The organism is Nocardioides pinisoli, from assembly GCF_024199985.1.
Taxonomy (GTDB): Bacteria; Actinomycetota; Actinomycetes; order Propionibacteriales; family Nocardioidaceae; genus Nocardioides; species Nocardioides pinisoli.
Genome location: NZ_JANARS010000001.1, coordinates 331,340 through 356,273, shown reverse-complemented (window position 1 = coordinate 356,273; position 24,934 = coordinate 331,340). Strand labels below are relative to the sequence as shown.

The window sequence follows — 24,934 nt, the reverse complement described above, 5'->3', positions numbered from 1 at the left end:
GGTTCCCGCCGGAGGGAGTGCCCCTCACTCACCGCTCGAGGGCGTACGCCGTCGGCAGCAGGTCAGCGGGTGTGCTGCCAGCGGTACTCCACCTCGGGCCGGCCGCTGCCCCCGTAGCGCAGCGACCGCGCGACGACGCCGACGTCGGCGAGGTGCTCGAGGTAGCGGCGCGCGGTGACCCGCGAGCTGGCCAGCTTCTCCGCGAGCTCGCGCGCCGACAGCACGCCGGGCGGCGTGCGCAGGTGGTCCATCGCCTCGTGCAGCCGCTCCGCGGTGAGCCCCTTGGGCAGGGCACCGTCGGAGGTGGCGACGCGCAGCGAGCCGAGCATCCGGTCCACCTCGTCCTGCATCACCTCGTCGGGCGCGTCGCCGAGCTGCCGGCGGTAGTCGGCGTACTGCTCGAGCTTGGAGCGGAACATCGGGAACGTGAACGGCTTGATCAGGTAGAGCACGACTCCGTGTGCGACCGCCCGGCGCACCATCTCGGCGTCGCGCGCGGAGGTCACTGCGATCACGTCGCACATGGTGCCGCCGGCGCGCAGGTTGCGGAGGAGGCCGAGGCCGTGGCCGTCGGGGAGGTACATGTCGAGCAGCACCAGGTCGACCTCGCGGTCGCCGAGTGCGCGGGCGGCCTCGCCGGCGGAGTTGACGACGCCGACGACGTCGAAGCCGGCGACGCGGCGGGTGTACTCCGCGTGGGCCTCGGCGACGAGCGGCTCGTCCTCGACGACCAGCACCCGGACGCTCATGCCGAGACCTCCACTCCGGCGGGCTCGGGCACACGACCGAGCACGACGACCATCTCGGCGCCGCCGAGCTCGGACCGGCCGATCGTGACGCCGCCGCCGAGGCGCCGGGCGACCTGGGAGACCAGCGCCAGCCCGACTCCGTGCGCGTCGCCCGCGTCGACCTTCGTCGTCCAGCCCCGCTCGAGCGCGTGGGCGGCCTCCTCGGGGGTGAGCCCGGGACCGCTGTCGCCGACGACCAGCCGGGCGTGCTCGGGCGACCCCTCGAGGTGCACCACGATCCGGCGGTCGTCGCTGCCGGCGACGGCCTCGATCGCGTTGTCGACGAGGTTGCCGAGGACGGTGACGAGGTCGCGCGGGGAGCCGACGGCGAACGACGCCGGGAGCTCGCCGGTGACGGTGAGCGAGATGCCGCGCTCCGCGGCCTCCGAGGACTTGCCGAGCAGCAGCGCCGCGACCACCGGGTCACCCACCGCGCCCACCACACGGTCGGTGAGCATCTGCGCGACCTTCAGCTCGTCGGTGACGAAGTCGATCGCCTCCTCGCTGCGCCCGATCTCGATGAGGGAGACCACGGTGTGCAGCCGGTTGGCCGCCTCGTGGGTCTGGGCCCGCAGCGACTCGGTGAGGCCCCGGACGATGTCGAGCTCACCGGTCACCGCCTGCAGCTCGGTGTGGTCGCGCAGGGTGACCACGGCGCCGACCTCCCTGCCGTCCCAGAAGGCCGCGCTGGAGCTGGCGACCAGGACGTGGTCGCCGGTCACGTAGACCTCGTCGGCGCCGCGCTCGCCGGACGCCGCCTCGACGAGCGCCGGGGGCAGGCCGAGGTCGTCGAGGGAGCGACCGACGACGTCGTCGGGCAGGTGGAGCAGCCGGCGGGCCTCGTCGTTGACCAGCTGCACCCGCCCCTCGAGGTCGATGAGCAGCAGCCCCTCGCGCACGGCGTGCAGGACGGCGCTGTAGTACTCGTACATCCGGGTGATCTCGCGCTCGCCCATGCCGTGGGTCTGGCGTCGCAGCCGCCGCGCGATCAGCCAGGCACCGGCGATGCCGACGACGAGCACGGCCAGCGCCGCGACGACGATGTCGGCGAACTCGTCGACGAGCAGGTCGTCGAGCTGGGTGAGGGTGATCCCGACGGCCACCAGCGCCACCACGGGTGAGCCGGCGTTGGCGGTGGAGACCGAGCTCTGCCCGAAGACCGGCACGATGGCGCGGATCGACGGCCCCAGCGTGCCGACGTACTCCTCGGTGTAGACCTCGCCGTCGGGTGCCCCGCCGAGGTTGCCGATGAAGGCCTTGCCGAGCTGCTCCTGGCTCGGGTGCGACCAGCGGGTGCGGTCGCGGTCCATCACGACGACGAAGTCGACGCCCGTGTCGACGCGGACCGCCTCGGCGTAGGGCTGCAGCAGCGCGGTCGGGTCGCTGGTCGCCATCGCCTCGCGGACCACCGGCGAGCGCGCCACCGCCCTCGCGACCGACACCGCCTCGTCGCGGGCGCTGGCCCGGATGTCGTTGCGCGCGTCGTAGGTCGCGAGGGCGAGCGCCGTGACGACCAGGACCAGCACTGCGATGAGCTGCAGGACCAGCACCTGGCGCGCCACGGACTGCTCGTGGCGAGGACGCGTCAGCACCGGCACATCGTAGGTGCGTCCGTGACGGCCCTCACAGGGTCAGCCACCGCTCACGGCTCGATCCCGATGCCGGGCTGGTGCGACCAGGCCCGCTCCTGCGCGGCGCTCATGGTCGGCCACCGGTGCCCGCCGGGGCGCGCCTCGACGCGGTCGTCGTACGGCGCCGGCTCGTAGGCCGGGTCCACGAAGCAGCCCGTGCCGTAGGTCGTGTCGAAGCCGGTGCAGGAAGACGCGACGCCGGCCGGCGTGGGCTTCACGCCGGTGTCGACCCACGTGTCGAGCGCGTCGAGCACCGCGGCGTAGCCGCTGTCGCTCAGCGAGCTGTGCTCGGCCTCGCGGCTGAAGACCTGCACCAGCAGGTCGTCGGTGCCGGCACCGGCACGGGTCGCCCGGTAGGCGGACTCGTGCTCGACGAAGGCGGTCGGGTCGTCGATGGCGTGCAGGGTCACGGTGGGGACGTCCACGGCCCCGGTGAGGTCGCTGTCCCAGGTCAGGTCGCGCCTGGCGGACGGGTCGGCGGCGAACCGCTCGACACCCTGGTTGAGCGCCTTGTCGTCGTGGCTGCCGGAGTAGCGCACCCCGACGTTGCTGAACGGGTTCCGCCCCTCCAGCCGGTTGTGCACGATGTCGCGGAAGGTGAAGGTGGCGAAGCGCAGGTGCGACTCGAGGGTCCGCTCGGGCACCTTCGTGACGGCGAGGATGTCGTCGAGGTTGCGCTGCTGCAGGGCGGTGCGGTCGGCCGGTGCGGACTGGTGGCCGGTGCACTCCTGGAGCCGCGAGCGCAGGCCGGCGGACGTCATCGTCGAGTCCTCCCGCAGCCCCATCCAGAGGGGGTACTGCGGCTCGGTCGGCCGCGGGTGGTTGCCGCAGTAGTACTGGTAGACCACGCGCAGGTCCACCCGGTAGTCGTAGCCGCGCGAGGCGCCGGCCAGCACGCCGTTGGTCAGCAGCACGCCGTCGTACGACGTCGGGTGCACCTCGACGAGCTTGGCGGCGACGTCGCCGCCCCACGACTGCCCGTGGGCGAGCGTCGTGCCGGGGACGCCGAAGGCCTCCTCGAACACCTGCCGGGCGCTCTCGCTGTCGGCGACGGCCATCCGGGTGCCGTAGCCGCCGCGGCGGTAGGCCGAGCCGACCCAGGCGTAGCCCTCGCGCGCCATCACCGCCCAGCGGTCGAGGTCCTCGACGCTGCGGGTCGGGTCGGACGCGTCGCCGAGGTCGGGGCCGCCGTGGGCGTGGACGACGAGGTCGCCGTTCCAGTCGTGCGGGACGGCGATGGCGTAGTAGGCGCCGTTGTCGTCCTGGCCGGTCCAGCAGTCGGCGACGTCGGCGACCCCGGCCGGGCACGCCGACGACGTCGGGCCGGTGGCGGACGAGGCGGGGACGGGGGCGAGCAGGGCTCCGGCGAGCAGGGCCGAGCCGGCCGCGGTGGCGGCGCGGGCGAGGACGGTGCGATGGGGCATGACGAGCCTCCGGGGTGGGGGGACGGACGACCGAGTGCGTCCGGGCCTGACGCTAGGAGCGTGTGACGTCGGTCTCACCGTTGTGTTCGTAGTGTTTGCCGCATGGCACTCAAGGACCTCCTCATCCCCGGTCGAGCCGAGGCACGCACCACGAAGTCGGCGCTCGACGCGGTCGACGACCCGCAGCCCGACCCGGGGGCGGTGGACCGGCTGGTCACGATGCTGCTCGACGTCGGCCTCGACGGGCGCGGCCCGCTCGACCCGGTGCGCGAGGTGGCCGACGAGGCGCTGCGCAAGGCCGGCGGCGACCGCGAGAAGGCAATTGCCGCGCTGGCCCGCCGCAGCACGTTCACCGGCGGCGTCGGTGGCTTCGTCACCGGCCTGGGCGGCTTCATCACGATGCCGGTCGCGCTGCCGGTCAACGTCGCGGAGTTCTACCTCCAGGCGGTCCGCATGGTCGGCGCCGTCGCGATGCTGCGCGGCTACGACATCGACGACCCGCAGGTGCGCAGCGCGATCCTGCTGACGCTGGCCGGCTCGGAGTCCGACGAGGTCCTCAAGAAGGCCGGCATGTCGACCGCCGGCGGCCGTGCGACGGCGTACGCCCTCAAGGGCCTGCCGCCCGCGGCGCTGATGATGGTCAACAAGGCCGTCGGCTTCCGGCTCATGCGCGGCGTCACGGAGAAGGCGCTCGCCCAGTTCGGCCGCGGCGTCCCCCTCGCCGGCGGGCTCGTCGGCGGCGGGATCGACGGCTTCATGATGAAGAAGATCGCCGACCACGCGATGAAGGAGTTCCCGGTCGTGGCGGCGGCGTCAGCCTGAGAGAGGGCGGTCACCGGATATCCGGTGACCGCCCCACTTACAGGTACAGATCCCGGGTGCAAAGCACGAGACTCGGGTGCAAAGCAGCCCGTACGCCACCACGCCGGGGTGCTCAGCCGCCGATGGTGGTCCGGATGAGGGGGCTCCTTCACGGAGGGTGAGGTGATCGGCGAGGTGACGGGACCTGACGCGGTGCCAGCGGTTGGCCTGGAGGTCGGGGGTCAGCAGCGCCAGCCCGGTGGCGTACTTGGAGATCCGGACCGGGCGGTGGCCGAGCTCCCACAGGCGCCGGTCGAGCGGGCCGGGGTGGGGCGTGCCCGACTTGGTCTCCACGACGAGGACGTCGCCGACCCCGACGGCGCCGTGGCCCGACACCCAGCGCAGGTCGCGGTCGACGGTGGCGCGCCCGGCGTCGCCGGGGAGGAGCAGCGTCGTACGCCGATAGCTGGTGTGCAGCGTCGCGACGAGGCCCGACGGGTCGACGTCGTGGACCCCCGCGGCGCCGAGCCGGTCGCGCACCCAGGCGGCCGCGGGCCCGGCCACCTCGCGACCGTCGTGGGGCAACCGCTCCTTCACGGTCGTGCCGCGCGGGCCGCGCGTCTTGACCTCGAGCCAGCGCTCGCCGGTGTCGGCGTAGTGCCGGGTGCGGACCTTCCAGCGGCGGCGTCGGCGGTGGGCCGCGCCGGCCCAGCTGTCGAGCCCGGCCGTGTCGAGGTAGGTCGACTCATAGCGTGAGCCGCGGCGGCCGTCGATCTCGAGCACCCGCAGGCCGGCCGTGCCGGCGGGATGGAGGCCGGTGACCAGGGCGTCGAGCTCGGCGGCGGCGATCACGTACTTCCGGTCGGTCCTGGTCAGCAGCTCCGCGCGGTCGTTGAGCTCCGCGAGCGAGATCGCGGGCAGGCGGTCGAGCGCGCTCACCGCGTGACAGCCGGTACGTCGTGGCGCTCGGCCCGCGACACGGCCGGGCGCGGCGCCGGGGCGTAGTGCACCTCGACCGTCGTGGTGTCGTCGACGAGGTCGACGCGGATCGGGGTGACCCGGTCGACCCTGGCGTCGAGGAGCAGCTCGAGGCGCGTGACCAGCTCGCGCTCGTCGGTCACGGCCCGGTCCAGCACCACGACCTGCCGCAGGCCGGTGGCGTGCAGCAGCCTGCTGTCGGCGAGGGCCAGCACGACGACCAGGCCGACCATCAGCGCGATCGACAGCGTCACGTCGCCGGTGCCGAGACCGCCGAGCAGGCCGATGGCCAGCGCGGCGAAGTAGTAGGCGATCTCGTGCTGGCCGAGCTCGTCGGAGCGGAGCCGGATGATCGACAGGACGCCGAAGAGCCCCAGGCCGAGCCCGACCGTAGCGGCGCTGCCGGCCAGCACGATGGTCACGGCGAGCACGCCGACGTTGACCGCGACGAACGCGGTGACGAGGTCGGCGCGGCGGTGGCGCGGGTAGTAGACGGCCAGGGCGAGCACCAGCACGGCGACGACGTCGACGGCGGCGAGCAGGTAGGTGGGGTTCATCGGGCTCCTTCGTCCAGGGGGCAGGAGCCCCGAGGTTGTCGGGGCCACCTGTCGGCCGGCTTCCGCGATCCTGTGGCCGGCCTGTGAGGTCGCCCCTGCGACAATCGACCCTCGTGGACGGACCCCTGCCCCTCGCGCTGCTCGTCGCCTCGCTGCTCTTCGCGGCGGTGGTGCTCGTCTACGTCGTGCTCGACCGCACGCCCGACTGGGGACTGCTCGGCTTCGCCGCCGTCATCGAGGCCGCGACGCTCGTCCTGCTCGTCGTCGCCGCGGTCCAGGTCGGTGACGTCGACCTGTCCGGCGGCGCGCTGGTCACGCTCTTCGGCTACCTGGTCGCCGGCCTCGTGCTGCTGCCGATCGGCTTCGTCTGGTCGCTGGCCGAGCGCAGCCGCGGCGCCACGGCCGTGCTGATGGTCGCGGGCCTGGCGCAGGCCTTCGTCGTCGTACGCGTCATGCAGGTGTGGCCGTCGTGACCCGCACCGCCACCTCGACCTCCTCGGGCCTCGGCCGCGCCCTCGTCGCGGTCTACGGCGTCTTCGCCCTCGCGGCGACCGCCCGCTCCCTCGTGCAGCTGGCCACGAAGGCCGGCGAGGCACCCCTGGCGTACGTCCTCTCCGCCGTCGCCGCGCTCGTGTACGTCGCCGCCACCCTCGGCCTCGCCGAGGTCGGGCCGTCGCCGCGCCGGCTGGCGTGGGCCGCGGTCGGCTTCGAGCTCGTCGGCGTGCTGACGGTCGGCACGCTCACCGTGCTCGACCCCGAGCTGTTCCCGGACGCCACCGTGTGGTCGGACTACGGCGCCGGCTACGGGTGGCTGCCGCTGGTGCTCCCGTTCGTCGGCATCGCCTGGCTCTGGCGCACGCGGGCGCGGGACTGACACGCGAGCCCGGGCCACCCGCACGTCGGCCTCGTCGTGCCGGTGGGTGCCACCCCCGTGGGCACCCACCGGTCTCGGTGAAGGCATGACGCCGCGGCTCAGGGGGCGTCGGGCTGGGTGATGGCGCTGCGACCGAACGCCAGCCACACCCCGGCGATCGCCATCCCGAGGGCCGCGACGACCGGGAGCCCCGGCACGCCGGTGATGCCGACCGCGAGCATCGTCCCGCCCGAGAGCAGCACGCACAGGGCACCGAGCACCTTGGACACCAGGCCCTCGCGGAACGCCATCCAGGCCAGCCCACCGCTGGCGATGAGCACGCCGAGCCAGCTGAGGTAGGGACTGAAGTCGTTCATCACGTAGTAGGTGTAGAGCCCAGCGTCGTCGTAGGTGCCGGCCTCGGGACGACCGTGGCCGTAGTTGCCCAGGGCACCCTTCCAGCCGTAGGCCAGCGTGAGCGCCGCGGCGGACACGCCGACGCCGAAGGTGACCACGCTGGCGCCGACGGACCAGCTGAACCGCTGCTCGACCCGGTGCCGCCAGAGGGCAAGGAAGACCACCAGGCAGATCACCGTGAGGTAGCCGGTGAAGCCCCCGACCCGGAACAGGTCGTAGTCCATGGTCGCCAGGTCCTCGGCCGCGACCGGGAAGTCGAAGTCCTCGTCCGCATCGACCCGGGTGTCGGTGACGACGGTGGAGACCATGCCGAGGACGCCCGCCGCCGCGGCCCAGAGCGGCCAGAGGGCGAACCGGCCCCCTCCGGCGGCCGTGCCGCTCTCCTCGGTCCGGGCTGGTGTCGGGGTGGTGTGCATGCTGGTGCCTCTCGGGTCGTCGGACATCGACCGACAGCCTGGAAGGCCCGACGGCCTGGATCCCAGAGGTGGATGTCCCTACGTCCTGGGCACCGCGTCCGGGTCGCCGAGGCCCGCTTCGCGCGCGAGCACGATGAGCTGGCTGCGGTCCGCCACGCCGAGCTTGGTCAGGATCCCGTAGAGGTAGTTGCGCACGGTCTTGTCGCTGAGCACGAGCCGTCGGGCGATGGTCGCGTTGTCGTGGCCTCGGGCCACCAGGTCGAGGACCTCGCGCTCGCGGCCCGTGAGCTCGGGGAACACCGATGCGCCCGAGGTGCGCGCTCCGCTGAGGTAGGTCGCCGCGCGTTGCGCGACCGCGGTCCCCAGGAGCATCTCACCGTCGGCCACGGCGCGGACCGCGCGCTCCACCTGCTCGGGGGACGCGCCCTTCAGCAGGTAGCCCCGTGCTCCTGCCCGCACGGAGGCGAACAGGGAGTCGTCGTCACCCAGCATGGTCATCACCAGCACCCCGACCGAGGGCTGCGCGCGGACGATGGCGCGGGTCGCCTCGATCCCGGACCCGGCGCCCAGGTCGAGGTCCATCACCACGACGTCCGGGCGTGCGCGGGCCACCACGGCCACGGCCTCGTCCTGGGACGCCGCCTGGCCCACGACCTCGACGGCGTCCAGGGCCTCGAGCAGCGCCACCATGCCGATCCGGAAGACCGGGTGGTCGTCGACCACCACGACCCGGACCGTCCCGGGCGACGTGCCCTCGACGGCGCTCACGGCAGGCTCACCCGGACCAGGGTGCCGCGCCCGGTCTCCCCGGTGTCCAGGCGGAGCGAGCCACCGGCCTCGTCGGCCCGCTCCCGCATCGAGCTGAGCCCGATCCCGGGCGTCGCCTCGTCGGCCAGGCCGGTGCCGTCGTCGTGGACCGCGATCTGGACGGCGTCGTCGTCGTCGACCTCCACCCGCACCGTGCAGGTCGTCGCGGCTGCGTGCCGGAAGGCGTTGAGGACGGCCTCGCCGACGACGTGGTAGACCGCGACCTGTCGCCGGGAGTCGATCCGGTCGGCACCGGGCGCGTCGACCACGACCTCGAAGTCCGCATCGCTGAAGCGAGCGGCGAGCGCCGCGAGTGCGTCGCTCAGGCGGCCCTCGTCGAGCGCGGGGGGCAGCAGGGCGTGCGCCATCGTGCGTACGTCGTCGGCGCGGCGGTTCACCTCCCCGCGGAGCTGCCGCAGCAGGTCGAGGTCCCGCTCGGGCAGCGCCTGCCCGTGCTTCTCGATCGCCGCGAGACCCAGCCCGATGCCGGCCAGCGCCGGGCCCAGGCTGTCGTGCAGCTCGCGGCGGAGCAGCCGCCGCTCCTCGTGGCGCACCTCGACGACCCGGTCGCGCTCGACGGACAGGAGCTGGTTGGCCTGGGCCAGGTCCAGCGCGAAGGCGACCATGCCGCTCACCCGCTCGAGCACGGTGCGGGTCCTCGGGTCGAGGCTCTCGCCCGCCCGGGCCCCGACCACCAGCTCACCGACCGCACGACCGTGGCTGCGCAGCGGCAGGCGCACCGTCGGCCGCCCCCCTGCGGTCCCCGCGGTCGCCCCGACCGGAGGCAGGTCCGCACCGGAGCGCACCTCGACGTAGCCGAGACGCAGGTCGTCGCGGAGCTCGCGGACCAGGCCCGCGAGTCCTTCGGTGCGGGAGGAGTCGCCGAACCTCGCGAGCAGCGTGCCGGCGTCGGTCCCGTAGACGAGGTGGTCCACCCGCACCTGCATCCAGCTGCGCAGCGGCTGCACGGCCAGGGCCAGGACCGCGGCGGCGACGAGCCCGGACGTGCGCTCGCCCCACGGCAGCAGCTGGCCGAACGCCCAGACGAGCGCCAGGTAGGCACCCACCAGCAGCGCGGTCAGCAGACCCCACAGGGTGGCGCGCGAGACCGCGACGTCAAGCCCCCACAGCCGCTGCCTGGTGATCAGCACGAGGAGCGCCGCCGGCAGCATCCCCAGACCGGCGAAGAGGGCCGCCGCGGCCAGGGGCAGCACCGGGTCACCGATGCGCAGGCCGAGGTCGAAGGCGGCGTAGGACGCGGTGACCAGCACCAGGCTGCCGATGACCCAGCCGAGGCAGCGGCGCTCCTCCGGACGTGCCGACACACTGCGACGCAGCAGGTAGCCGGCGCCCACCAGCGCGTAGGCGACACCCAGCGGCAGCACCGCGACGTCGAGCGCCCGCTCGAGCGCGGGGAGCCGGTCGGGCGACGGTGCCAGCGGGTTCTCCGGCGCTCCGGGTATCTGCAGGAAGGCCAGGGGGAGACACACCGTGAGCGTCACCGCCGCCCCTGCCCATGCGGCCCGGCGACGCCAGCCCGTCGGCGAGTCCACCGACAACAGCCACGGCATCACCAGCACCATCGCGAACGCGCCGACCGACCAGGCCCAGGTGACGAGGTTGACCACGGTCCCGAGCATCGGCAGGTCGGGGTGGTCCGCGGCGAGCAGCGCGTACGACAGCCCGAACGCGGTGACCCCGAACCCGATGGCGGTCGCGGCGAGCAGCCAGCCCAGCGGATGGCGCGACCTGGTCAGCACCAGGGCGGCGACCGGTGCGTAGACCACTGCCACGACGACGTCGGGGAGGAAGAACTCACGGTGGATGTCGTAGGGGATCGCGTTGTCGAAGGGTCTCCACACCACGGCGATGACGAGGCCGGCGCCCGCGAAGGCCCACGCCAGCGCCCACACGCCCGCGCCCACAAGCCACCGGCGCCCGACGAGGGCCGGTGGGGCCGCGGCGACGGACACTGACACGGCGGCTGATGCTACTCGTCGCGGCGCCCGGGCACCGGGGATGCGGAACCCTCCTCCGACGTCGCCGCCGGCCGCGTGCGGGACGACCTACGGCTCCAGCCCGGTGATCGCGTCCAGCTCGTCGCGCAGACCGGCGAGGAGCCCGTCGAGGTCGGGGAAGCGGTCGGGGTCGACGATGGCGGTGACGGTCACCGTCCCGGCGTAGGAGAGCACCTCGAAGTAAGCCGTGATGTTGCCGCTCTCGGACAGGGCGACCGGGACCGCGGCACGGACCCGGCGTCCGGCGAGGTGGACCGCCTCCTCCGGACCGCGCACGTGGCTCACCAGGGTGTGCAGCCGCTGCTGGTGACGCATGTACCAGCGGAAGCCGCCCAGCGCGGCGAGCGGCCGGAACAGCCCGCCGAGCAGGGCGATCGGAGGTGGACCGCTCGCGTCGGAGCGGTGCCGTCGCACCTCTCTGGAGACCGCGAGCAGGCGGCTGCGGGCGTCGCCGGCGGTCGGGACCCTGACCAGCATCGGGCTGACCATGTTGCCGAGCGACGCACCGTCGTCGCTGCCGCGGCCGGAGACCGGGACCGCCATCACCAGCGCGTCGACCGCCTCGCCCCTCGCCCGCAGGACCCCTTGCAGCGCACCCGCCACGGCGGCGAGCACGGCGTCGTTGCCGGTGGCTCCGAACTGGTGGGCGGCGACCCGCAGGGCGTCGCCGTCGACCGCCACCACCCCGATCGCGCGCCGCGGTCCGGTCGGCCGGAGCAGCGAGCACGGTGCTGCGCGCGGAGGGACCACGCCGCCGGCAGCGGCGAAGGATCGCCGTACCTGACCGACCCACTCCGACCATCGGCCCAGGGACCGCAGGCGCGTGCGCCAGGCGTCGAGGGCGAGCTCGCGGGCCCTCGGCCGGGCCCGCGGGAACGGCTGCGCGGGGGCGTGCCCGCCGGGGTCGACGAGGGCCGCGAGCACGGCCAGGCCGCCGACCCCGTCGGCGAGGACGTGGTGGAGCACGACCACCAGGCTCGTCGCCCCGTCGGCACGGCCCGTGACGACCGCGGCCGACCACAGCGGCGCGTCCACCGGCAGGGGCGCGGCGACCAGGGACACGACGGTGTCGAGGAAGGCCTGCTCGTCCCCCGACACCGGGCACGTCACGTGACGCACGTGCCGGGCGACGTCGAATTGCGCGTCGTCCACCCAGATCGGACCGCCGCAGCCCCACGGCGTGGACACCAGGCGCTGCCTCAGCCGCGGGACCGCCGGCAGCCTCTCGGCGACGAGGCGCGTCACGGTCGCGACGTCGGGACCGTCCGGACCCGGATCGAGCACGAGCGCCACGCCGATCTGCTCCGCGCGGCCACCGCCCTGCATGGCGAGGAAGGCCCGGTCCGCGGTGCTGGCGCGCTCGACGTCGTACGCGACGTGCCGAGGGGCCGGGTGGTGCGGTCCCTCGCGGACGTGGAGCCGGATGCTCACTCGATCAGGTTGCCCGGGGCGGCGCGCCTCGGCGTAGAGGAGAAGGGCCGAGCCGGCGGGGACCTTGTTCCCGGGGGCCGCTCGAGTGAACCGCCTCACGACCGCGCCGATCCGTGTCCCGGGCGGCTACCGTTTCCGTCAGACCCCGGTCGCTCGTCCCCCGTAGCGGCCGGGGTCGCTGCGGTCGGCGAGGCCTGGCAGGAGGCTGTTGCCGACCCCGGCGCGGCCGGGCACGATGGTCGGCATGAGCCGGCAGAGGAGCGGCGGTGCGTTCCACGCGTCGCACGCTGCGTTGGTCGGGAGGTACGAGTACCGACCCGTCACCGACGAGTGGTGGTGGTCGGACGCCATGTTCCGCATCCACGGCTTCGAGCCCGGCGAGGTGGTCCCCACCACGGAGCTGGCCCTGCGACACACCCACCCGGACGACGTGGAGGCGGCGTGGGACTACCGCGACGCGGTCGTGGACCGGGGTGAGCCGTTCTCCTTCATGCACCGCATCGTGACCGCGACCAAGCAGGTGCGGGTCGTCATCGCCGCGGGCCACCTGGAGGACCGCGACGGGACCCCGGTGGTGAGCGGGCACCTCATCGACATCACCGACCTGCGTCGGGAGGCGGTGGACACCGAGCTCGACACGGCCGTGGTGGACTTCGTGGACCACCGGGCCGTCATCGAGCAGGCGAAGGGCGTCCTGGTACAGCTCTACAGCGTGGACGCGGACACCGCCTGGGCGCTGCTCCGGGCGTTCTCGGTCGACACCAACCGCAAGGTGCGCGACATCGCGAAGACGCTGGTGGCGGCCGCGGCCGCTGACCGCACGCCCGGGAAGCCCCGCCCTCCCTCGGCCCACACCGTGCTGGAGCACCTCGACCAGGACCGTCCCGAGGACTCCGGGGTCGACGCGTCCAACGGCTGAACGCGCTCGGGTGAGGTGCCGGCCCCCGCGCTACCGCCCGGTGATCTCCGCCGCCGCGGCACGGGCGGAGGGGCCGACGCCGGCCAGGGTCGCGGACGCCGGGCCGGTCCAGTCCCCGTAGCCGACGAGGTGCAGCCGCGGCTCCTCGAGCGCCTGGGTGCCGGAGGCACCGCCGACGGGGATGTGGCCGCCCCGGGTCCGCAGCCCCAACGGACGCAGGTGGCGCAGCGCGGGACGGAAGCCGGTGCACCAGATGACCGCGTCGCACTCGAGCTCGGTCCCGTCGGCCCAGGCAACCCCGTCGGTGGTGAGCCTGCTGAACATTGGCTGCGCGTGCAGGACGCCGCGCTCGCGGGCGTCCTTGACGCTGGCGACCATCACGATGTCACCCAGGCCGGCCACGCCGGCGTGCTCCCGCCCCTGCTCGAGCGCCTGGATGCGGGCCCGGGCGGTGGCGAACAGGACCCGGCCGTCCACGTCGTCGGGCAGGAAGCGGGGCGGTCGGGGCGTGACCCACGTCGTCTCCGCGACCGTGGAGACCTCCGCCAGGATCTGCGCCGCGGAGTTCCCACCACCCACGACGACGACCCGCTGTCCGGCGAGCTCACCCGGCACCCGGTAGTCGGAGGCGTGGAGCTGTCGCCCCTGGAACGTGCGCATGCCGGGGTAGGTCGGCCAGAACGGCCTGTCCCAGGTGCCCGTCGCGGACACGACCGCACGAGCCGCCAGCGCGAGCCCCTCGGCGGTGACGAGCAGTCGGCCACCGGGGTCGCCGTCGGCGCGACGTACGGAGTCGACTCGATGCGGCCGCAGCACCTTCAGGTCATAGCGGTCCTCGTAGCGCGTCAGGTAGTCCACGACGTGGTCCCGCGGCGGGAAGCCTCGGGTCGCGTCGTCCCACGGCGGCATCACCCAGCCCGGGAGCGAGGAGTAGCCGGCAGGCGAGAACAGCCGCAGCCCGTCCCACGTCCGCGGCCATGCGCCGCCCGGCCGGTCTGCTGCGTCGACGATCACCAGGTCGCGGCCAGGCACGAGTCCGGCGCGCCGCAGGTAGAACGCGGTCGCAAGACCTGACTGGCCGCCGCCGACGACCACGACGTCGACCTCGTCCGCCTGGATGGCTGACTGCCCTCCGTTGCCCGCCACACCGCCAGTATCGGTCAGGGCCTGCCACGCCACCGTCGGCGGCGCCCCCCGGCTCCTCACCCCGAAGGGTGGTTCGGAGCGCTACGCTCAGGCGATCCCGGCGCGGCTGGGGGTGGGTGCGGAGAGAGGTGCTCATGTCCGGTTGACGGGTGCGTTCGCTCGTGGTCGGGGTCCTGGCCGTCGTCGTCGGTGGGTCGCTGCTGTTCCGGCCGTTCGCGTCCCTGACGCTGCTGCTGGTCCTCGTCGTGGTCGGCCTGGTGGTCATGGCCGCGGGCCGGTTCGCGGAGGTCGAGCGGCCTCGCGAGCCCCTCGACCTGCTGCCGGCCGCCGCCTACGCGCTCGCCGCGCTCGCCGTCGTCCTCTGGCCGGGCAGCGCCGTCGTCGTGGTCGTCTGGGTCGTCGCCGCGTCGCTGGTCGTCGACGGAGGCGTCGCGCTGGTCCACGCCGTGCGCGAGCGCGGTCCCGGCCGCATCACCGCCGCCGTCCGGGGCGCCGCGTGCATCATCCTCGGCGTCCTCGCCGTCACCTGGCCCGACATCGCCTCCATCGTCGTCGCCGTCGTCTTCGGCATCCGGCTCCTCTGGCTCGGGCTCGAGCTCGTCTGGGCAGGCGTCCGCGGGCGGGTGGGCGCCTCCACCCCGGACGGTCCCCGGCCGTGGTGGCGGCGCAGCATCTCCCTCGTCGTGGCTGTCGCCACCCTCGCGCTCGCCCTCGGGCTGGCAGGCGTGGGCTCGCTGGTCGCCAACAGCACCCCCGTGCCGGACGCGTTCTACACCCCGCCCGCCGACGTACCGTCCGATCCCGGCCAGCTCCTGCGCGAAGCTGACTTCGACCGCGCCATCCCCGACGACGCCACCGCCCACCGCATCCTCTACACGACCACAGGCCTCGGGGACGAGCCCGCCGTCGCCAGCGCCCTCGTCGTCGTCCCGAGGGATGCGGGCGACCAGCCGCCCCCGCTCGTCGCGTGGTCGCACGGCACCACCGGCGTCGCCGAAGGCTGCGCCCCGTCGCTGCTGGACGACCCGTTCGAGGCCGGAGCGATGTTCACCCTCGAGGACGCCATCGACAACGGCTGGGCCGTCGTCGCGACCGACTACATCGGTCTCGGCACCGAGGGCCCGCACGGCTACCTCGTCGGCGAGCCCGCCGGGCACGCCGTCCTCGACTCCATCCGCGCAGCGCGCCAGGTCGACGGGCTCGCCCTGTCCGACCAGGCCGTCGTGTGGGGCCACTCCCAGGGCGGCCACGCAGCACTGTGGGCCGGCACGCTCGCCGACGACTACTCCCCCGACGCGGGCGTGGTCGGCGTCGCCGCGATGGCTCCGGCGAGCAAACTCACCGGGCTCATCGCGAACCTCGACGAGGTCACGGCCGGGAGCATCTTCGCCGCCTACGTCCTCGAGGGCTACACCCGCACGTACGACGACGTCGACCTCGGCGACTACGTCCGCGGCGCCGCGGAGGTCCAGGTCGAGGAGATGTCCGAGCGCTGCCTGTCGGGCCCGGGTGCCCTGCTCAACATCGGCGAGTACCTCACCCAGGACAGGTCCGTCTTCGACACCGACCCCACGACGGGCGCCCTCGGCGCACGCCTGGCGGAGAACATCCCCTCCGACCCCATCGAGGCACCGCTGCTCCTCGCCCAGGGCGAGACCGACCCGCTCGTCATCCCCAGCGCCCAGCAGGAGTACGCCGACCAGCGCTGCCAGGCCGGCGGGGGTCCCGTCGACTACCGGACCTACCCCGACCGTGACCACGTCGGGGTCGTCGCGGCCGACTCACCCCTCGTCCCCGAGCTGCTCGACTGGACCGCCGCCCGGTTCGCCGGCGAGGACGCGTCCGACACCTGCCCCTGACGACAGCACGGCGGATGACCTTCGCCTCTTGTCCGCACGACCGAGCGGCCCGGATGGTTGAAGGCCGGGGCGGGTCGAGGGAGGTCGCCATGAAGAGCCGAACGCCGGCCGAGGAAGTGCGGTCCGGGATCTGGTACCTCGTCGCGGCCGTCGTCGTCGCCGCAGCCATGCTCGCGCTGTGGTGGGCCATCGTCACGACGAACTCAGAGGGCGACCCCGGCGATCCGGAGCTGCTCCCGGTCTTCGCGACGATCCCACTCGGGATCGGCGTCTACCGCATTGTCCACGGCCGGTCGCGGATGCACGACGACTCGTGAGCATCGCGGAACCGCGTCTCGGACGGTCGCCCGAGGAGTGGGGAGGATCGTGCGCGATATTTCACGACGAGCTTCCCCGCTACCCGCCGCCGTCTCCCCCGCCGTCATCGGCGTGCCTGCCGGTCCGGGTCGCCTCCAGGGGGCCACGAAGAGCGTTCTCACGTCTGCTGGGACGCCGCGGCGCACAAGGCCCCCGACCGCGGGAGCGGTCGGGGGCCTTGCGTGGGAAGCGGGAGGAACGCGCGGTCAGGCCGCCGGGAAGACTCCGAAGGTGGCCAGCCAGTCCTGGACGACCTCGATGTCGACCCGCTGGTAGCCGCCGAGGTAGCGGCAGTTGCCGGTGTACGCATAGCTGGTGACCGTGACGACGTACCCGTCGAGGAACGTCGGACCACCCGAGTCACCGAAGCACGTGCCGCCGGTGCCTCGCGTGTCGTTGATGTTGCCGTTGAGCTGGAGCACCTGGTCGGTGAGCTTCTGGCCCGGCTGGACGGCGTAGCGCCGGATCAGCGGGAAGGTCTCCGGAGTCGGCTTCTGCGGTCCGGACTCGGGCTTGCGCACCTCCGTGCCGTAGCCGACCGAGGTGAAGAGGGTCTTGTTGAGCCTCGGCTGGGCGTAGGCGTCCAGGTAGTCCTGGGGCGCCACCTCGGCCGGCGTGATCGTCGTCACGGGTCGGTCGAGGACGATGACGCCGACGTCGTTCCAGTTGTCCAGGTCGGTGAAGTTGGAGTACGCCGGGTGCGCGTAGGCCGTGCCTGACAGGAACCCGGCCGCCTCGATCTCGGCCTGCGTGTAGCCCGTGGTGAGGTTGCCGGCGAGGGGGTAGCCGGTGGGCGCCTTCTCAGCCACGACGGACCGGAAGTCCACCAGCGTCTTGCCGACCGTGTCGGCCGTGCAGTGCGCTGCCGTCAGGAGCACCGTCGGGGTGGCCAGGGTCGCGGAGCAACGGAAGCGCCCGTCCGGGCTGTAGAAGAGGATCAACCCCACGTTGGGATGCCGGTTGCCGTCGGGCTCTCCTCCCGTGACGGCCGCGGCTGGAGCGGCGGTCATGGCTCCGACGGTCAGGGTGACGAGCAGCGCGACGAGCGCCGTCTTGAGTCGAGATCGCATGCGGCATCCTCCAGGTCGGTGGTCTACGGGCCCTGGGAGGTTAGTCCCGTGACTTCGCGCGGCGGAAGGATGCAAACCCCGCAGAGTTCTCGAAGCCGGTGCGCAGCACGCGCCGATCCCAGCAGACATCGGCGTCCGCACCGCTAACCTTCGCGGGTGGAGCGCGCGGCGGAACGGGCGCCGAGGGCGGGGCGCCTCGACTGGAGTCGAGCGCTCGTGCTGTCACTTCTCGTCGTCGTGCTGGGAGCCTGCTCGGGCCCGGACGCGCCGAGCACCGACGAGGCGGCCACGCCGGCCGCCGGCGCCTCGGTGGGTGCTGACCTCGCGGAGACCGAGCCGCTGGTCCTGCCGCGGATCGCTGGACGTCCGGTTCGTCAGGCTCGGCATACGCTCGACGAGACGGGTCTCAGGACCGAGCTGGTGGACGTGCGCGGCAGCGCATGCGTCCCCGATGGCAAGGTGCTGAAGCAGCGTCCGGCGTGGGGACGTGAGGTGGCCCCCGGTTCCACGGTCACCCTCGTGGTGAACCGGGCACCCAGGGCGGCGTGCGGCCTGGGGTCGTGGGAACCCTCCGAGCTCCTGCGCCGAGTGGGCGGCAGGTTCGCCGCCTTCGCGCGGGGCGAGGCAGCCACACCACCGGCCGACACCCCGGTCACCCTGTTCCTCGGAGGAGTACGCCGCGGCGTCGCCGTGGAGCCCACGGAACGGTCGTCATGGCGCCTGTGTCCACCGGCAGGCTCCTACGCCGGCCGGGTGTGTCCGTTCTCCGCGGTGGAGGTGATCTCGGACTGGCCGGGTCCACTCGCGATCACCGGCGATCCTCCCGACCACGTGTGCGCACACCCCGCCCCGTTCGACGCCCGACGCCACGGCGGCTCGGCGGCCGTGACCCTCACCCCCGACGAGGAGCTCGACTGCTCGTCGTACTGGGCCGTGCAGCTCGCGGTCAACGACGTCGGCCAGGTCGTGGCGTCCAACCTGGTGCTCGCCGAACCGTGACGTAGATCCGGGCGACTACGAGCGCGAGCGGTGGAGGGTGGCGCCGACCTGCGTCGCCAGGGCGCCCTCTGCCTCGCGTCGTCGTGGACCCTCGTGCCGTGCCTAGTCTGGGAGCGTGCCCGAGCCCACCGAGATCGATGACCGGATCGACCGCGCGAGCGCGCGACCGTTCGGGCGGCGGTTCCACCTGCGCGGGCGCGAGCGGGCCATGGCCGAGCTGCGCGGTCCGCGGACGATGCGGGCGCACGCGGCGGAGATCATCGCGGAGCGGTTGGCGCCGGCCGAGCCGCGCAACGACGGCCGGCAGACCCCCTACCGCAACCACCCGGTCTTCGTGGCCCAGCACGCCACCGCGACCTGCTGCCGGAGCTGCCTGGAGACGTGGCACGGCATCACGAAGGGGCATCGGCTCGACCGTGAGGAGCGGGCCTACGTGGTCGAGGTGATCGGACGCTGGATCGACCTCGAGCTGGCGACGTTCGGCCGGGGTCGCGACTCCGATGGGTGAGCGCGCGAGCGACGCAGCAGGGCGCCGCACGCGGGCGGCAGCGGGCGTGCTCGTCCGCCGTCGTCGACCGGGACAGCGGAGGACGTTGGACCCTGTCGTCGGCCTGATCGAGCCGACGACACTGGGCGCGAGGAAGGTCGGCCATGCAGCACTTCCACCACCGGCGCCGGATCGTGGCGGGCTCCGTCGCGAGCCTCTTGGCAGCCAGCCTGGTCACATCGCCCGCCGCGGTCGCGGAGACCGTCTCGTTCAGTGACCCTGCCCATGACATCCAGGCAGGCGCGGACGTCCTCAGCGTGGAGGTCACCAACGAACGGCGCATCACGGTCGTGGTCCGACACCGGGACCTGCGGCGCTCGGCGACCCCGGCCGTGTCGGTGATGGTCGACACCTATCCGAACCGCCCGGGGCCCGACCTCAGCGTCGACCTCAACATCAACGAGCTGTACGTCTGGCGGATCAGACGCTGGCAGGTGTCCGGCGACGTACCGTCGGGGTGTCCGGTGACCGGTGGGTTCGACTACCGCGCTGACCTGACGCGGATCGTGCTGTCGCGCAGGAGCGACTGCCTGCGGCCTCGGGGGCCGGTCCGCTTGTCGGTAGCCGCTTTCGGGCGATCGGGCACGGACTGGGCGCCGGGCCGCCACCGGTTCCTTCCCTGGGTGCGCCGCTACTGAGCACCCGGCTCCATGAGGCGCCGGGGGGTACACGCGTCGGACCCCGGGACCGTTGAGGGCCCCGGGGTCCGACGTGGTGCGAGCCTGCAGGTCAGCCGTTGTAGGACGGCTGGGACTGCGGGTTGAAGACGTCCATCGGGTTCTTCGACGCGCGGTTGATGACCTTGTCATCGACCTTGATCACGTCGAAGCCCTTCTGGATGTCGTTGGAGTAGATGTAGCCGTTGTAGTAGTACGCCGACCACGAGCCGCCGATCTGCCCGGCGGGGAGCGGACCCCGGTCGAACCAGGCGATCTCCCGCGGCTTGGTGGAGTTGGTGAAGTCGAACACCGAGATGCCGCCCTGGTACCAGGCCTGCACCATGATGTCCTTGCCGTTCACCGGGATCAGCGAACCGTTGTGGGCCACGCAGTTCTCGGTGGACTGCTGGGTGCGCGAGATCTTGTAGTAGCTCTTGAACGCCAGCTGGCCGTCCTCGATGTCGTAGATCCCGTCCGCGCCGCGGGTGGGGCCGACCTCGGGGTTGCACGTCGCCGCACCGCCACCGCCGAGCTCGTCGGTGAACAGCACCTTGGTGCCGTCGTTGTTGAACGTGGCGGAGTGCCAGAAGGCGAAGTTGGTGGTGTCGCGCACCTGCTCGGTCACCACCGGGTTCTCCCGGTCGGCGATGTCGAGCAGGATGCCGTCACCCATGCAGGCGCCCGCCGCGATGTCCTTCGACGGGTACGCCGTGATGTCGTGGCAGCCGCTGGTCGTGCTGGACCCGTTGCCACCCGGGTTGCCGCCGTCCGCGAAGAGGACCGGCTCCGAGACCACCGCGGCGGTCTGCGGTGCGTCCACCGGGATCTTCACGACCGAGATGGAGTCGTGCGGCGGCTGGCAGTCGGGGAACGCCGCGTTGGGGCTGTAGGACGAGACGTACGCGTAGAGGTTCGCGCCGTCCTTGCTCGGGGCGAGCGTGTGCGTGTGCGAACCGCAGTCGGTCTCGACCGCGGCGACGTACTGCGGGTTGGCGGGGTCGCTGATGTCGAAGACCCGGATGCCCTCCCACGACTCCTTGATCGTCGCGGACTGCGCGACGTTGTCGCAGGTGTTGTTGCTGCGGCTGGAGTCGACGCTCAGCACGAGCAGGTTGCCGGAGACCGAGATGTCGTTCTGCGAGCCAGGGCAGACGACCTGGCTGACGACCTTCGGCGCCTCAGGCGTCGAGATGTCGTAGACCATGAAGCCTTCGTAGTTGCCGGCGTAGGCGTAGGTGCCCTGGAACGCCAGGTCGCTGTTGAGCGCGCTGGTCGAGGCGAACCGGTCCTGCTTGGGCAGGTTGGCCACCAGCCTGGTGTTGGGGCTCGAGGCGATCTCGCCCTCGGCGAGGTCGGACTCGAAGCTCTCCGTCTGCGCGAGGTCCTGGCCGGGGAGGCAGGCCTTCGCGAAGTTGTCGCCCGCCTTGTCGAGGCGGTCCTCACGGGCGTCGGTGCAGGGATCCTTGGGGCCGGCCTTCTCCTGGGTGCCGGTCGATCTGTTGTCGTGAGTGCCGTGCGCGAGCACCGGCGCTGCGGACAGGGTGAGTCCGAGAGCGATGGCGCCGGCGGCGGCGACACGTGCCCGTCGGGGCATGGACGTGCGTCTCCGAGATGAGTGCATGAAGCCCGAGACCTTTCATGTCGACGAACGCTCCGGGGTTTCCGAAACGCTCGACACCGTCGTACCGTGCCCGGGTCGCAGAAGTAAAGACTTTTGCATCAGAATCGACGCAAGTGGGTCCCTGGAGACGCATCGAGGGGCCCGCTGAAGGAGAACCGTGCTCGGACGACTCTCCCGCCCTCTGGCCGCTGTGGCCGCCGGGCTGGCCCTCACCCTGTCCATGTCCGCCTGTACGTCGGAGGAGCCCGACGCCGGAGCCGCCGCGACCGCGGGCGACGACGGGTCGCCCGACGTGCTCCAGCCGGGCGGTCCCGGCGAGGCGAACGCGACGATCTCGCCCGAGGACGCCGAGGCGGCCGGGGAGCCCGAGTTCAACGAGGCCGACGTGGCCTTCATGCAGATGATGGTGCCGCACCACGCGCAGGCGATCGTGATGGCCGAGCTGGCCGAGGAGCACGCCCGCAGCGACCGGGTCCGCGAGCTCGCCGCGCGCATCCGGGCGGCGCAGGGGCCGGAGATCCTGATGATGGCCGCCTGGCTCGAGGAGCGCGACATGGCGGTGCCGACGGCCGCCGAGGACCCGAGCGAGTGGGACCACAGCCAGCACGATCACAACGGGATGGTCGGCATGCTCACCGAAGCGCAGATGGAGAAGCTCGAGCGGGCTCGCGGCGCAGCGTTCGACCGGCTCTTCCTCCAGGCCATGATCCAGCACCACCACGGCGCCATCGACATGACGGACGACGTCGCCGTCGACGGCATCGACATCATGGTCAGCGAGGTCGCGGCCGACGTCGCACTCACCCAGACGGCCGAGATCGACCGCATGCAGGAGATGCTCGACCGCGCCTGACCTGCGGTCGGTCGGTGGAGCGGTCACTCCACTCGGTCGTCGGCGAGCAGGGCAGCGTCGCCGACGCGATTCTCCGAACGGCACTGAAACGTCTCCGGCCGAGGATTCGACCCCCGCGCAGGTGGGTAGACGGTCCGCAACCGACCTCGGGAAGGGGCACATCGTGGACCAGGTGCAGGTGATGCACGCGGCCTTCGCGAAGGCGAAGGACGACGTGCACGACGCGGCCGAGCGGTTGCGCAGCGACCGCAACCAGATCGACGGACGCGTCCGCGGGTTCCTGAACGCCGGATGGTCGGGCGAGGCCGCTGACGCGTTCTCCGACGCCTGGGAGGAGTGGAAGGAGTCCGCGGGCGAGGTCCTCACCGGGCTGACCGCGATGCGCGAGCTGCTGGACGAGACCCACCGCGACTTCATCGCCTCCGACGACTCCTCCCAGCAGCGCCTCGACGCGCTGTCATCGCGCATCATCGACAGGCTGGGATGACCATGGCCGGACGCATCTTCACCATCGACACCGACGACCTCGACGCCGTCATCTCCGACGTCCAGGCGACCGAGAACGCCCTCGAGGCGCTGACCAACGACATCGAGAAGCAGATCGCCGCCCTCCAGTCCGTGTGGGAGGGCCTCGCCGCCGAGGCACAGGCCGAGGCCCACAAGACGTGGGAGGAGGGCATGCGCGGCATGCGTGCCGCCCTCGCAGACCTGCGGGCCTCGGCCAGGAACGCCCACACCAACTACACCGGCGCCGCGGACGCCAACGTGAAGATGTGGGAGTCGCTCTCATGAGGATCGAGGTCGACTCGGGCGGCTACACCAGCGCAGCGTCCGCGCTCGCGAGCGCCAACGGGCTCGCCGCGGACGCCTACGAGACGCTGACCGGCAAGCTCGGCGGGTTCGGCGGCATGGGCGGCGACGACAAGTCCTCGGAGGAGTTCGTCCCCAACTACGACTCCGGCGCGGCCGCCGCCGTCACGGCGATGGCGGACCTCGTCACGGCGCTCGGGACGCTGGCCACGATTGCCGAGGCGTCCGGTGCCAACCACGCCGACGCCGACGCCGGGTCGGTGCACGGGAAGAGGGGCGGCGGGTCGGGAGCCCCGGAGGAGGTCGACCCGGTCGAGGTGTCGCCGTACACCCCACCGACGGCGTCGGGGGCCAACGCCGAGGACACCCCGCAGTTCTGGGACGTCATCCTCGACTACCTCGAGGGCTACGCGTGGCCCGGCGCCGACACCGGCCGGCTCGGTGAAGCCGCATCGGCGTGGGACGCCGCCGCGTCGAGCCTCGACGGGCTCAGCTCCTACTGCGAGGTCGCGAGGACCCAGCTCGGCAACCAGCGGTCCCCCGAGATTCCGGCCGCAAAGGCGGCGATCGGCGAGGTGAAGCAGGCCGCCGCCGACATCGCCGGCGCGTGCCGCGAGCTCGCCACCGCGTGTCGCGACTACGCCAACCAGGTCGAGGAGACGAAGAGCACCGTCAAGGGCCTGATGAAGGACCTGGCCATCGAGGTCGGCGCGACCGCAGTGGTGGCGGGCATCGGTTCGTTCTTCACCGCCGGCCTCGCCGCCGGTGGCGGTGCGGCGCTCGTCGCGGCTCGGGCCGCGAACTACGCCCGCCGGGTCATCACCGCACTGGCGGCCATCCGTGGCGTCCGCGCCGTCTTCACCATCGTCCGCACGGTCGAGAAGCTCACCGACGTCACCCGCGTCCTGCGCAAGTTCCGTTCCGCCAGGGCGATGCGGCGCCGCCCCACCGGGAAGCTGCCGGACAAGGGGAAGCCGAACTCCTACGGGTACGACAAGAACGGTGACCGGCTGCCGTATGCGAACTCCCGTCCGTCCTACGGCAAGGGCCAGGTCGATGAGGTCTGGGAGAACGCGAAGGACGCCAACGGCGACGTGTGGGTCCTCGACAAGGAGGGCAACAGGGTCAAGATCGAGTGGGAGCCCGGTCAGCCCCGCCGAGACGTGTGGGACATGGGCCACGTGCCCGAGCAGGAGTACCGGAAGCTTCGCGACGACTACCTGTCGGGCAAGATCTCCAAGGAAGAATTCCTGCGCGCGTATCGCAACCCGGACAACTACGAGGTCGCGCATCCGGGGCGGAACCGCTCACACGTGGACGAAGCGCCGTAGCCAGCACGACCGACACGCCAGATCTGAAAGGTAGGCCGAGCCAGCAATGGGTCTGTTCAACCGGAGCAAGCCTCGCGACACCAGCGCGCTCCACGCCGCCCTCACGCACGGCACCCTCGCCGAGCTCGAGAAGGTCTACGAGCCGGCCTGGGTCAACTACGAGTACGAGTCCGGCACGCCGCTCACGTTGGCGCTGACGAACTCCGACACGACCCAGCGGGTCGCGATGGCCAACCGGCTGCTCGACGACGGCGCAGACGTCCGCAAGGGACGACCGCTGCACGTCCTGCTCGGCCGCAACCAGCACGACTTCACCGCAGAGGCACCGCTGCTCGAACGCATGCTGGACGCCGGCGCGGACGTCAACGAGGTGATCGCCAAGTTCGGCACCCCGCTGGAGACCATCGCCGCGAAGTTCAAGTTCAGCGACGCCGAGCTCACCCCGTTCTACGACGTCCTGCTCGCCCGCCCCGACCTCGATCTCCTGAAGGAGAGCATGCACGGGCGCACCGTTCTGGCGAACCTGCGGAAGTGGGCAGGCGGACGCGGCGAGCTCGTCATCCGTGCCGAGCAGACCCTCACCGACCGCGGCATCCCCGTCCCACCGCCCGAGCAGTAGCCCAGACACGACCACCGACTCGA

At 72.6% G+C, this 24,934-nt stretch carries 26 protein-coding genes; 14 read left to right on the top strand and 12 right to left on the bottom strand.

The genetic code is table 11. The features are described 5' to 3' along the window. Nucleotides 1–62: 62 nt before the first annotated feature. From NCI01_RS01740 to NCI01_RS01730, 3 genes are read right to left on the bottom strand one after another with little or no spacing between them, the layout of a single operon-like run. Entirely contained in the window at nucleotides 63–749 is a 687-nt protein-coding gene (locus tag NCI01_RS01740) for a response regulator (RefSeq protein ID WP_254179741.1), read from the bottom strand. Next, entirely contained in the window at nucleotides 746–2,380 is a 1,635-nt protein-coding gene (locus NCI01_RS01735) for a sensor histidine kinase (protein ID WP_254179740.1), read from the bottom strand. The genes NCI01_RS01740 and NCI01_RS01735 overlap by 4 nt, the downstream gene beginning before the upstream one ends. 50 nt (nucleotides 2,381–2,430) lie before the next feature. Continuing rightward, entirely contained in the window at nucleotides 2,431–3,843 is a 1,413-nt protein-coding gene (locus tag NCI01_RS01730; protein WP_254179739.1) for an alpha/beta hydrolase, read from the bottom strand. Nucleotides 3,844–3,945: 102 nt separating this feature from the next. Here NCI01_RS01730 and NCI01_RS01725 point away from each other — a divergent pair, with 102 nt between their 5' ends. Then, complete coding sequence (locus NCI01_RS01725) at nucleotides 3,946–4,665, top strand: EcsC family protein (RefSeq protein WP_254179738.1); 720 nt, start codon at nucleotides 3,946–3,948, stop codon at nucleotides 4,663–4,665. Here the strand turns inward: NCI01_RS01725 and NCI01_RS01720 are convergent. Both NCI01_RS01720 and NCI01_RS01715 read right to left on the bottom strand, forming a co-directional pair. Next, the gene (locus NCI01_RS01720) at nucleotides 4,657–5,583 is read right to left on the bottom strand and encodes a polyphosphate polymerase domain-containing protein (protein ID WP_254179737.1); all 927 of its coding nucleotides are present in this window, start codon (nucleotides 5,581–5,583) and stop codon (nucleotides 4,657–4,659) included. The two genes, NCI01_RS01725 and NCI01_RS01720, sit on opposite strands and share 9 nt — an antisense overlap. Further along, nucleotides 5,580–6,179: a DUF4956 domain-containing protein gene (locus NCI01_RS01715; RefSeq protein WP_254179736.1), complete on the bottom strand. Its 600-nt coding sequence runs from the start codon at nucleotides 6,177–6,179 to the stop codon at nucleotides 5,580–5,582. The genes NCI01_RS01720 and NCI01_RS01715 overlap by 4 nt, the downstream gene beginning before the upstream one ends. A 113-nt stretch (nucleotides 6,180–6,292) precedes the next feature. Here NCI01_RS01715 and NCI01_RS01710 point away from each other — a divergent pair, with 113 nt between their 5' ends. Then, nucleotides 6,293–6,652 carry a hypothetical protein gene (locus NCI01_RS01710; RefSeq protein ID WP_254179735.1) on the top strand — a complete coding sequence of 120 codons (360 nt, stop codon included), beginning with the start codon at nucleotides 6,293–6,295 and terminating at the stop codon, nucleotides 6,650–6,652. Further along, complete coding sequence (locus NCI01_RS01705) at nucleotides 6,649–7,053, top strand: hypothetical protein (protein WP_254179734.1); 405 nt, start codon at nucleotides 6,649–6,651, stop codon at nucleotides 7,051–7,053. The genes NCI01_RS01710 and NCI01_RS01705 overlap by 4 nt, the downstream gene beginning before the upstream one ends. 98 nt (nucleotides 7,054–7,151) lie before the next feature. Here the strand turns inward: NCI01_RS01705 and NCI01_RS01700 are convergent, their stop codons facing one another. From NCI01_RS01700 to NCI01_RS22515, 4 genes are all read right to left on the bottom strand, one after another. Next, nucleotides 7,152–7,865 carry a hypothetical protein gene (locus NCI01_RS01700; protein WP_254179733.1) on the bottom strand — a complete coding sequence of 238 codons (714 nt, stop codon included), beginning with the start codon at nucleotides 7,863–7,865 and terminating at the stop codon, nucleotides 7,152–7,154. Nucleotides 7,866–7,943: 78 nt separating this feature from the next. After that, nucleotides 7,944–8,633: a response regulator gene (locus tag NCI01_RS01695; RefSeq protein WP_254179732.1), complete on the bottom strand. Its 690-nt coding sequence runs from the start codon at nucleotides 8,631–8,633 to the stop codon at nucleotides 7,944–7,946. After that, nucleotides 8,630–10,651 carry a sensor histidine kinase gene (locus NCI01_RS22520; protein ID WP_254179731.1) on the bottom strand — a complete coding sequence of 674 codons (2,022 nt, stop codon included), beginning with the start codon at nucleotides 10,649–10,651 and terminating at the stop codon, nucleotides 8,630–8,632. Before NCI01_RS22520 ends, NCI01_RS01695 begins: the two co-directional genes overlap by 4 nt. A gap of 87 nt (nucleotides 10,652–10,738) precedes the next feature. After that, nucleotides 10,739–12,121, bottom strand: coding sequence for a wax ester/triacylglycerol synthase domain-containing protein (locus tag NCI01_RS22515; RefSeq protein ID WP_254179730.1), 1,383 nt, complete (start codon nucleotides 12,119–12,121; stop codon nucleotides 10,739–10,741). A gap of 244 nt (nucleotides 12,122–12,365) precedes the next feature. Between NCI01_RS22515 and NCI01_RS01680 the strand changes: the two genes are divergently transcribed. Beyond that, on the top strand, nucleotides 12,366–13,040 hold the full coding sequence (locus tag NCI01_RS01680; RefSeq protein ID WP_254179729.1) for a PAS and ANTAR domain-containing protein: 675 nt from the start codon (nucleotides 12,366–12,368) through the stop codon (nucleotides 13,038–13,040). A gap of 30 nt (nucleotides 13,041–13,070) precedes the next feature. On the opposite strand, the gene NCI01_RS01675 is transcribed toward NCI01_RS01680, so the two are convergent. Beyond that, nucleotides 13,071–14,186: an ArsO family NAD(P)H-dependent flavin-containing monooxygenase gene (locus tag NCI01_RS01675; RefSeq protein WP_254179728.1), complete on the bottom strand. Its 1,116-nt coding sequence runs from the start codon at nucleotides 14,184–14,186 to the stop codon at nucleotides 13,071–13,073. Nucleotides 14,187–14,335: 149 nt separating this feature from the next. On the opposite strand from NCI01_RS01675, the gene NCI01_RS01670 reads away from it, so the two are divergent. Together NCI01_RS01670 and NCI01_RS01665 are read left to right on the top strand one after the other, a co-directional pair. After that, complete coding sequence (locus tag NCI01_RS01670; RefSeq protein ID WP_254179727.1) at nucleotides 14,336–16,045, top strand: lipase family protein; 1,710 nt, start codon at nucleotides 14,336–14,338, stop codon at nucleotides 16,043–16,045. An 89-nt stretch (nucleotides 16,046–16,134) separates the two neighbouring features. Further along, entirely contained in the window at nucleotides 16,135–16,362 is a 228-nt protein-coding gene (locus NCI01_RS01665; RefSeq protein WP_254179726.1) for a hypothetical protein, read from the top strand. Between the two features lie 246 nt (nucleotides 16,363–16,608). On the opposite strand, the gene NCI01_RS01660 is transcribed toward NCI01_RS01665, so the two are convergent. Continuing rightward, a complete protein-coding gene (locus NCI01_RS01660) occupies nucleotides 16,609–17,472 on the bottom strand; it encodes a trypsin-like serine protease (RefSeq protein WP_254179725.1) in 864 nt (287 codons plus the stop codon). Between the two features lie 156 nt (nucleotides 17,473–17,628). Here NCI01_RS01660 and NCI01_RS01655 point away from each other — a divergent pair, with 156 nt between their 5' ends. From NCI01_RS01655 to NCI01_RS01645, 3 genes are all read left to right on the top strand, one after another. Continuing rightward, nucleotides 17,629–18,471 (top strand): PASTA domain-containing protein, encoded by an 843-nt coding sequence (locus NCI01_RS01655; RefSeq protein ID WP_254179724.1) that lies wholly within the window; start codon nucleotides 17,629–17,631, stop codon nucleotides 18,469–18,471. Between the two features lie 115 nt (nucleotides 18,472–18,586). After that, on the top strand, nucleotides 18,587–18,979 hold the full coding sequence (locus NCI01_RS01650) for a DUF4186 domain-containing protein (RefSeq protein WP_254179723.1): 393 nt from the start codon (nucleotides 18,587–18,589) through the stop codon (nucleotides 18,977–18,979). Between the two features lie 173 nt (nucleotides 18,980–19,152). Beyond that, nucleotides 19,153–19,656 (top strand): hypothetical protein, encoded by a 504-nt coding sequence (locus NCI01_RS01645; RefSeq protein ID WP_254179722.1) that lies wholly within the window; start codon nucleotides 19,153–19,155, stop codon nucleotides 19,654–19,656. A 91-nt stretch (nucleotides 19,657–19,747) separates the two neighbouring features. On the opposite strand, the gene NCI01_RS01640 is transcribed toward NCI01_RS01645, so the two are convergent. Further along, nucleotides 19,748–21,271, bottom strand: a complete 1,524-nt coding sequence (locus tag NCI01_RS01640; RefSeq protein WP_254179721.1) for an LVIVD repeat-containing protein — start codon at nucleotides 21,269–21,271, stop codon at nucleotides 19,748–19,750. A gap of 184 nt (nucleotides 21,272–21,455) precedes the next feature. Here NCI01_RS01640 and NCI01_RS01635 point away from each other — a divergent pair, with 184 nt between their 5' ends. The 5 genes from NCI01_RS01635 to NCI01_RS01615 all read left to right on the top strand — a co-directional run bounded on the left by NCI01_RS01635 (nucleotide 21,456) and on the right by NCI01_RS01615 (nucleotide 24,911). Beyond that, a complete protein-coding gene (locus NCI01_RS01635; protein ID WP_254179720.1) occupies nucleotides 21,456–22,151 on the top strand; it encodes a DUF305 domain-containing protein in 696 nt (231 codons plus the stop codon). 163 nt (nucleotides 22,152–22,314) lie between these two features. Continuing rightward, nucleotides 22,315–22,638: a WXG100 family type VII secretion target gene (locus tag NCI01_RS01630; protein ID WP_254179719.1), complete on the top strand. Its 324-nt coding sequence runs from the start codon at nucleotides 22,315–22,317 to the stop codon at nucleotides 22,636–22,638. Nucleotides 22,639–22,640: 2 nt separating this feature from the next. Continuing rightward, nucleotides 22,641–22,943 (top strand): WXG100 family type VII secretion target, encoded by a 303-nt coding sequence (locus NCI01_RS01625; protein WP_254179718.1) that lies wholly within the window; start codon nucleotides 22,641–22,643, stop codon nucleotides 22,941–22,943. Then, on the top strand, nucleotides 22,940–24,292 hold the full coding sequence (locus tag NCI01_RS01620; RefSeq protein WP_254179717.1) for an HNH/ENDO VII family nuclease: 1,353 nt from the start codon (nucleotides 22,940–22,942) through the stop codon (nucleotides 24,290–24,292). The genes NCI01_RS01625 and NCI01_RS01620 overlap by 4 nt, the downstream gene beginning before the upstream one ends. A 46-nt stretch (nucleotides 24,293–24,338) precedes the next feature. Beyond that, nucleotides 24,339–24,911: an ankyrin repeat domain-containing protein gene (locus tag NCI01_RS01615; RefSeq protein WP_254179716.1), complete on the top strand. Its 573-nt coding sequence runs from the start codon at nucleotides 24,339–24,341 to the stop codon at nucleotides 24,909–24,911. Nucleotides 24,912–24,934 lie beyond the last annotated feature (23 nt).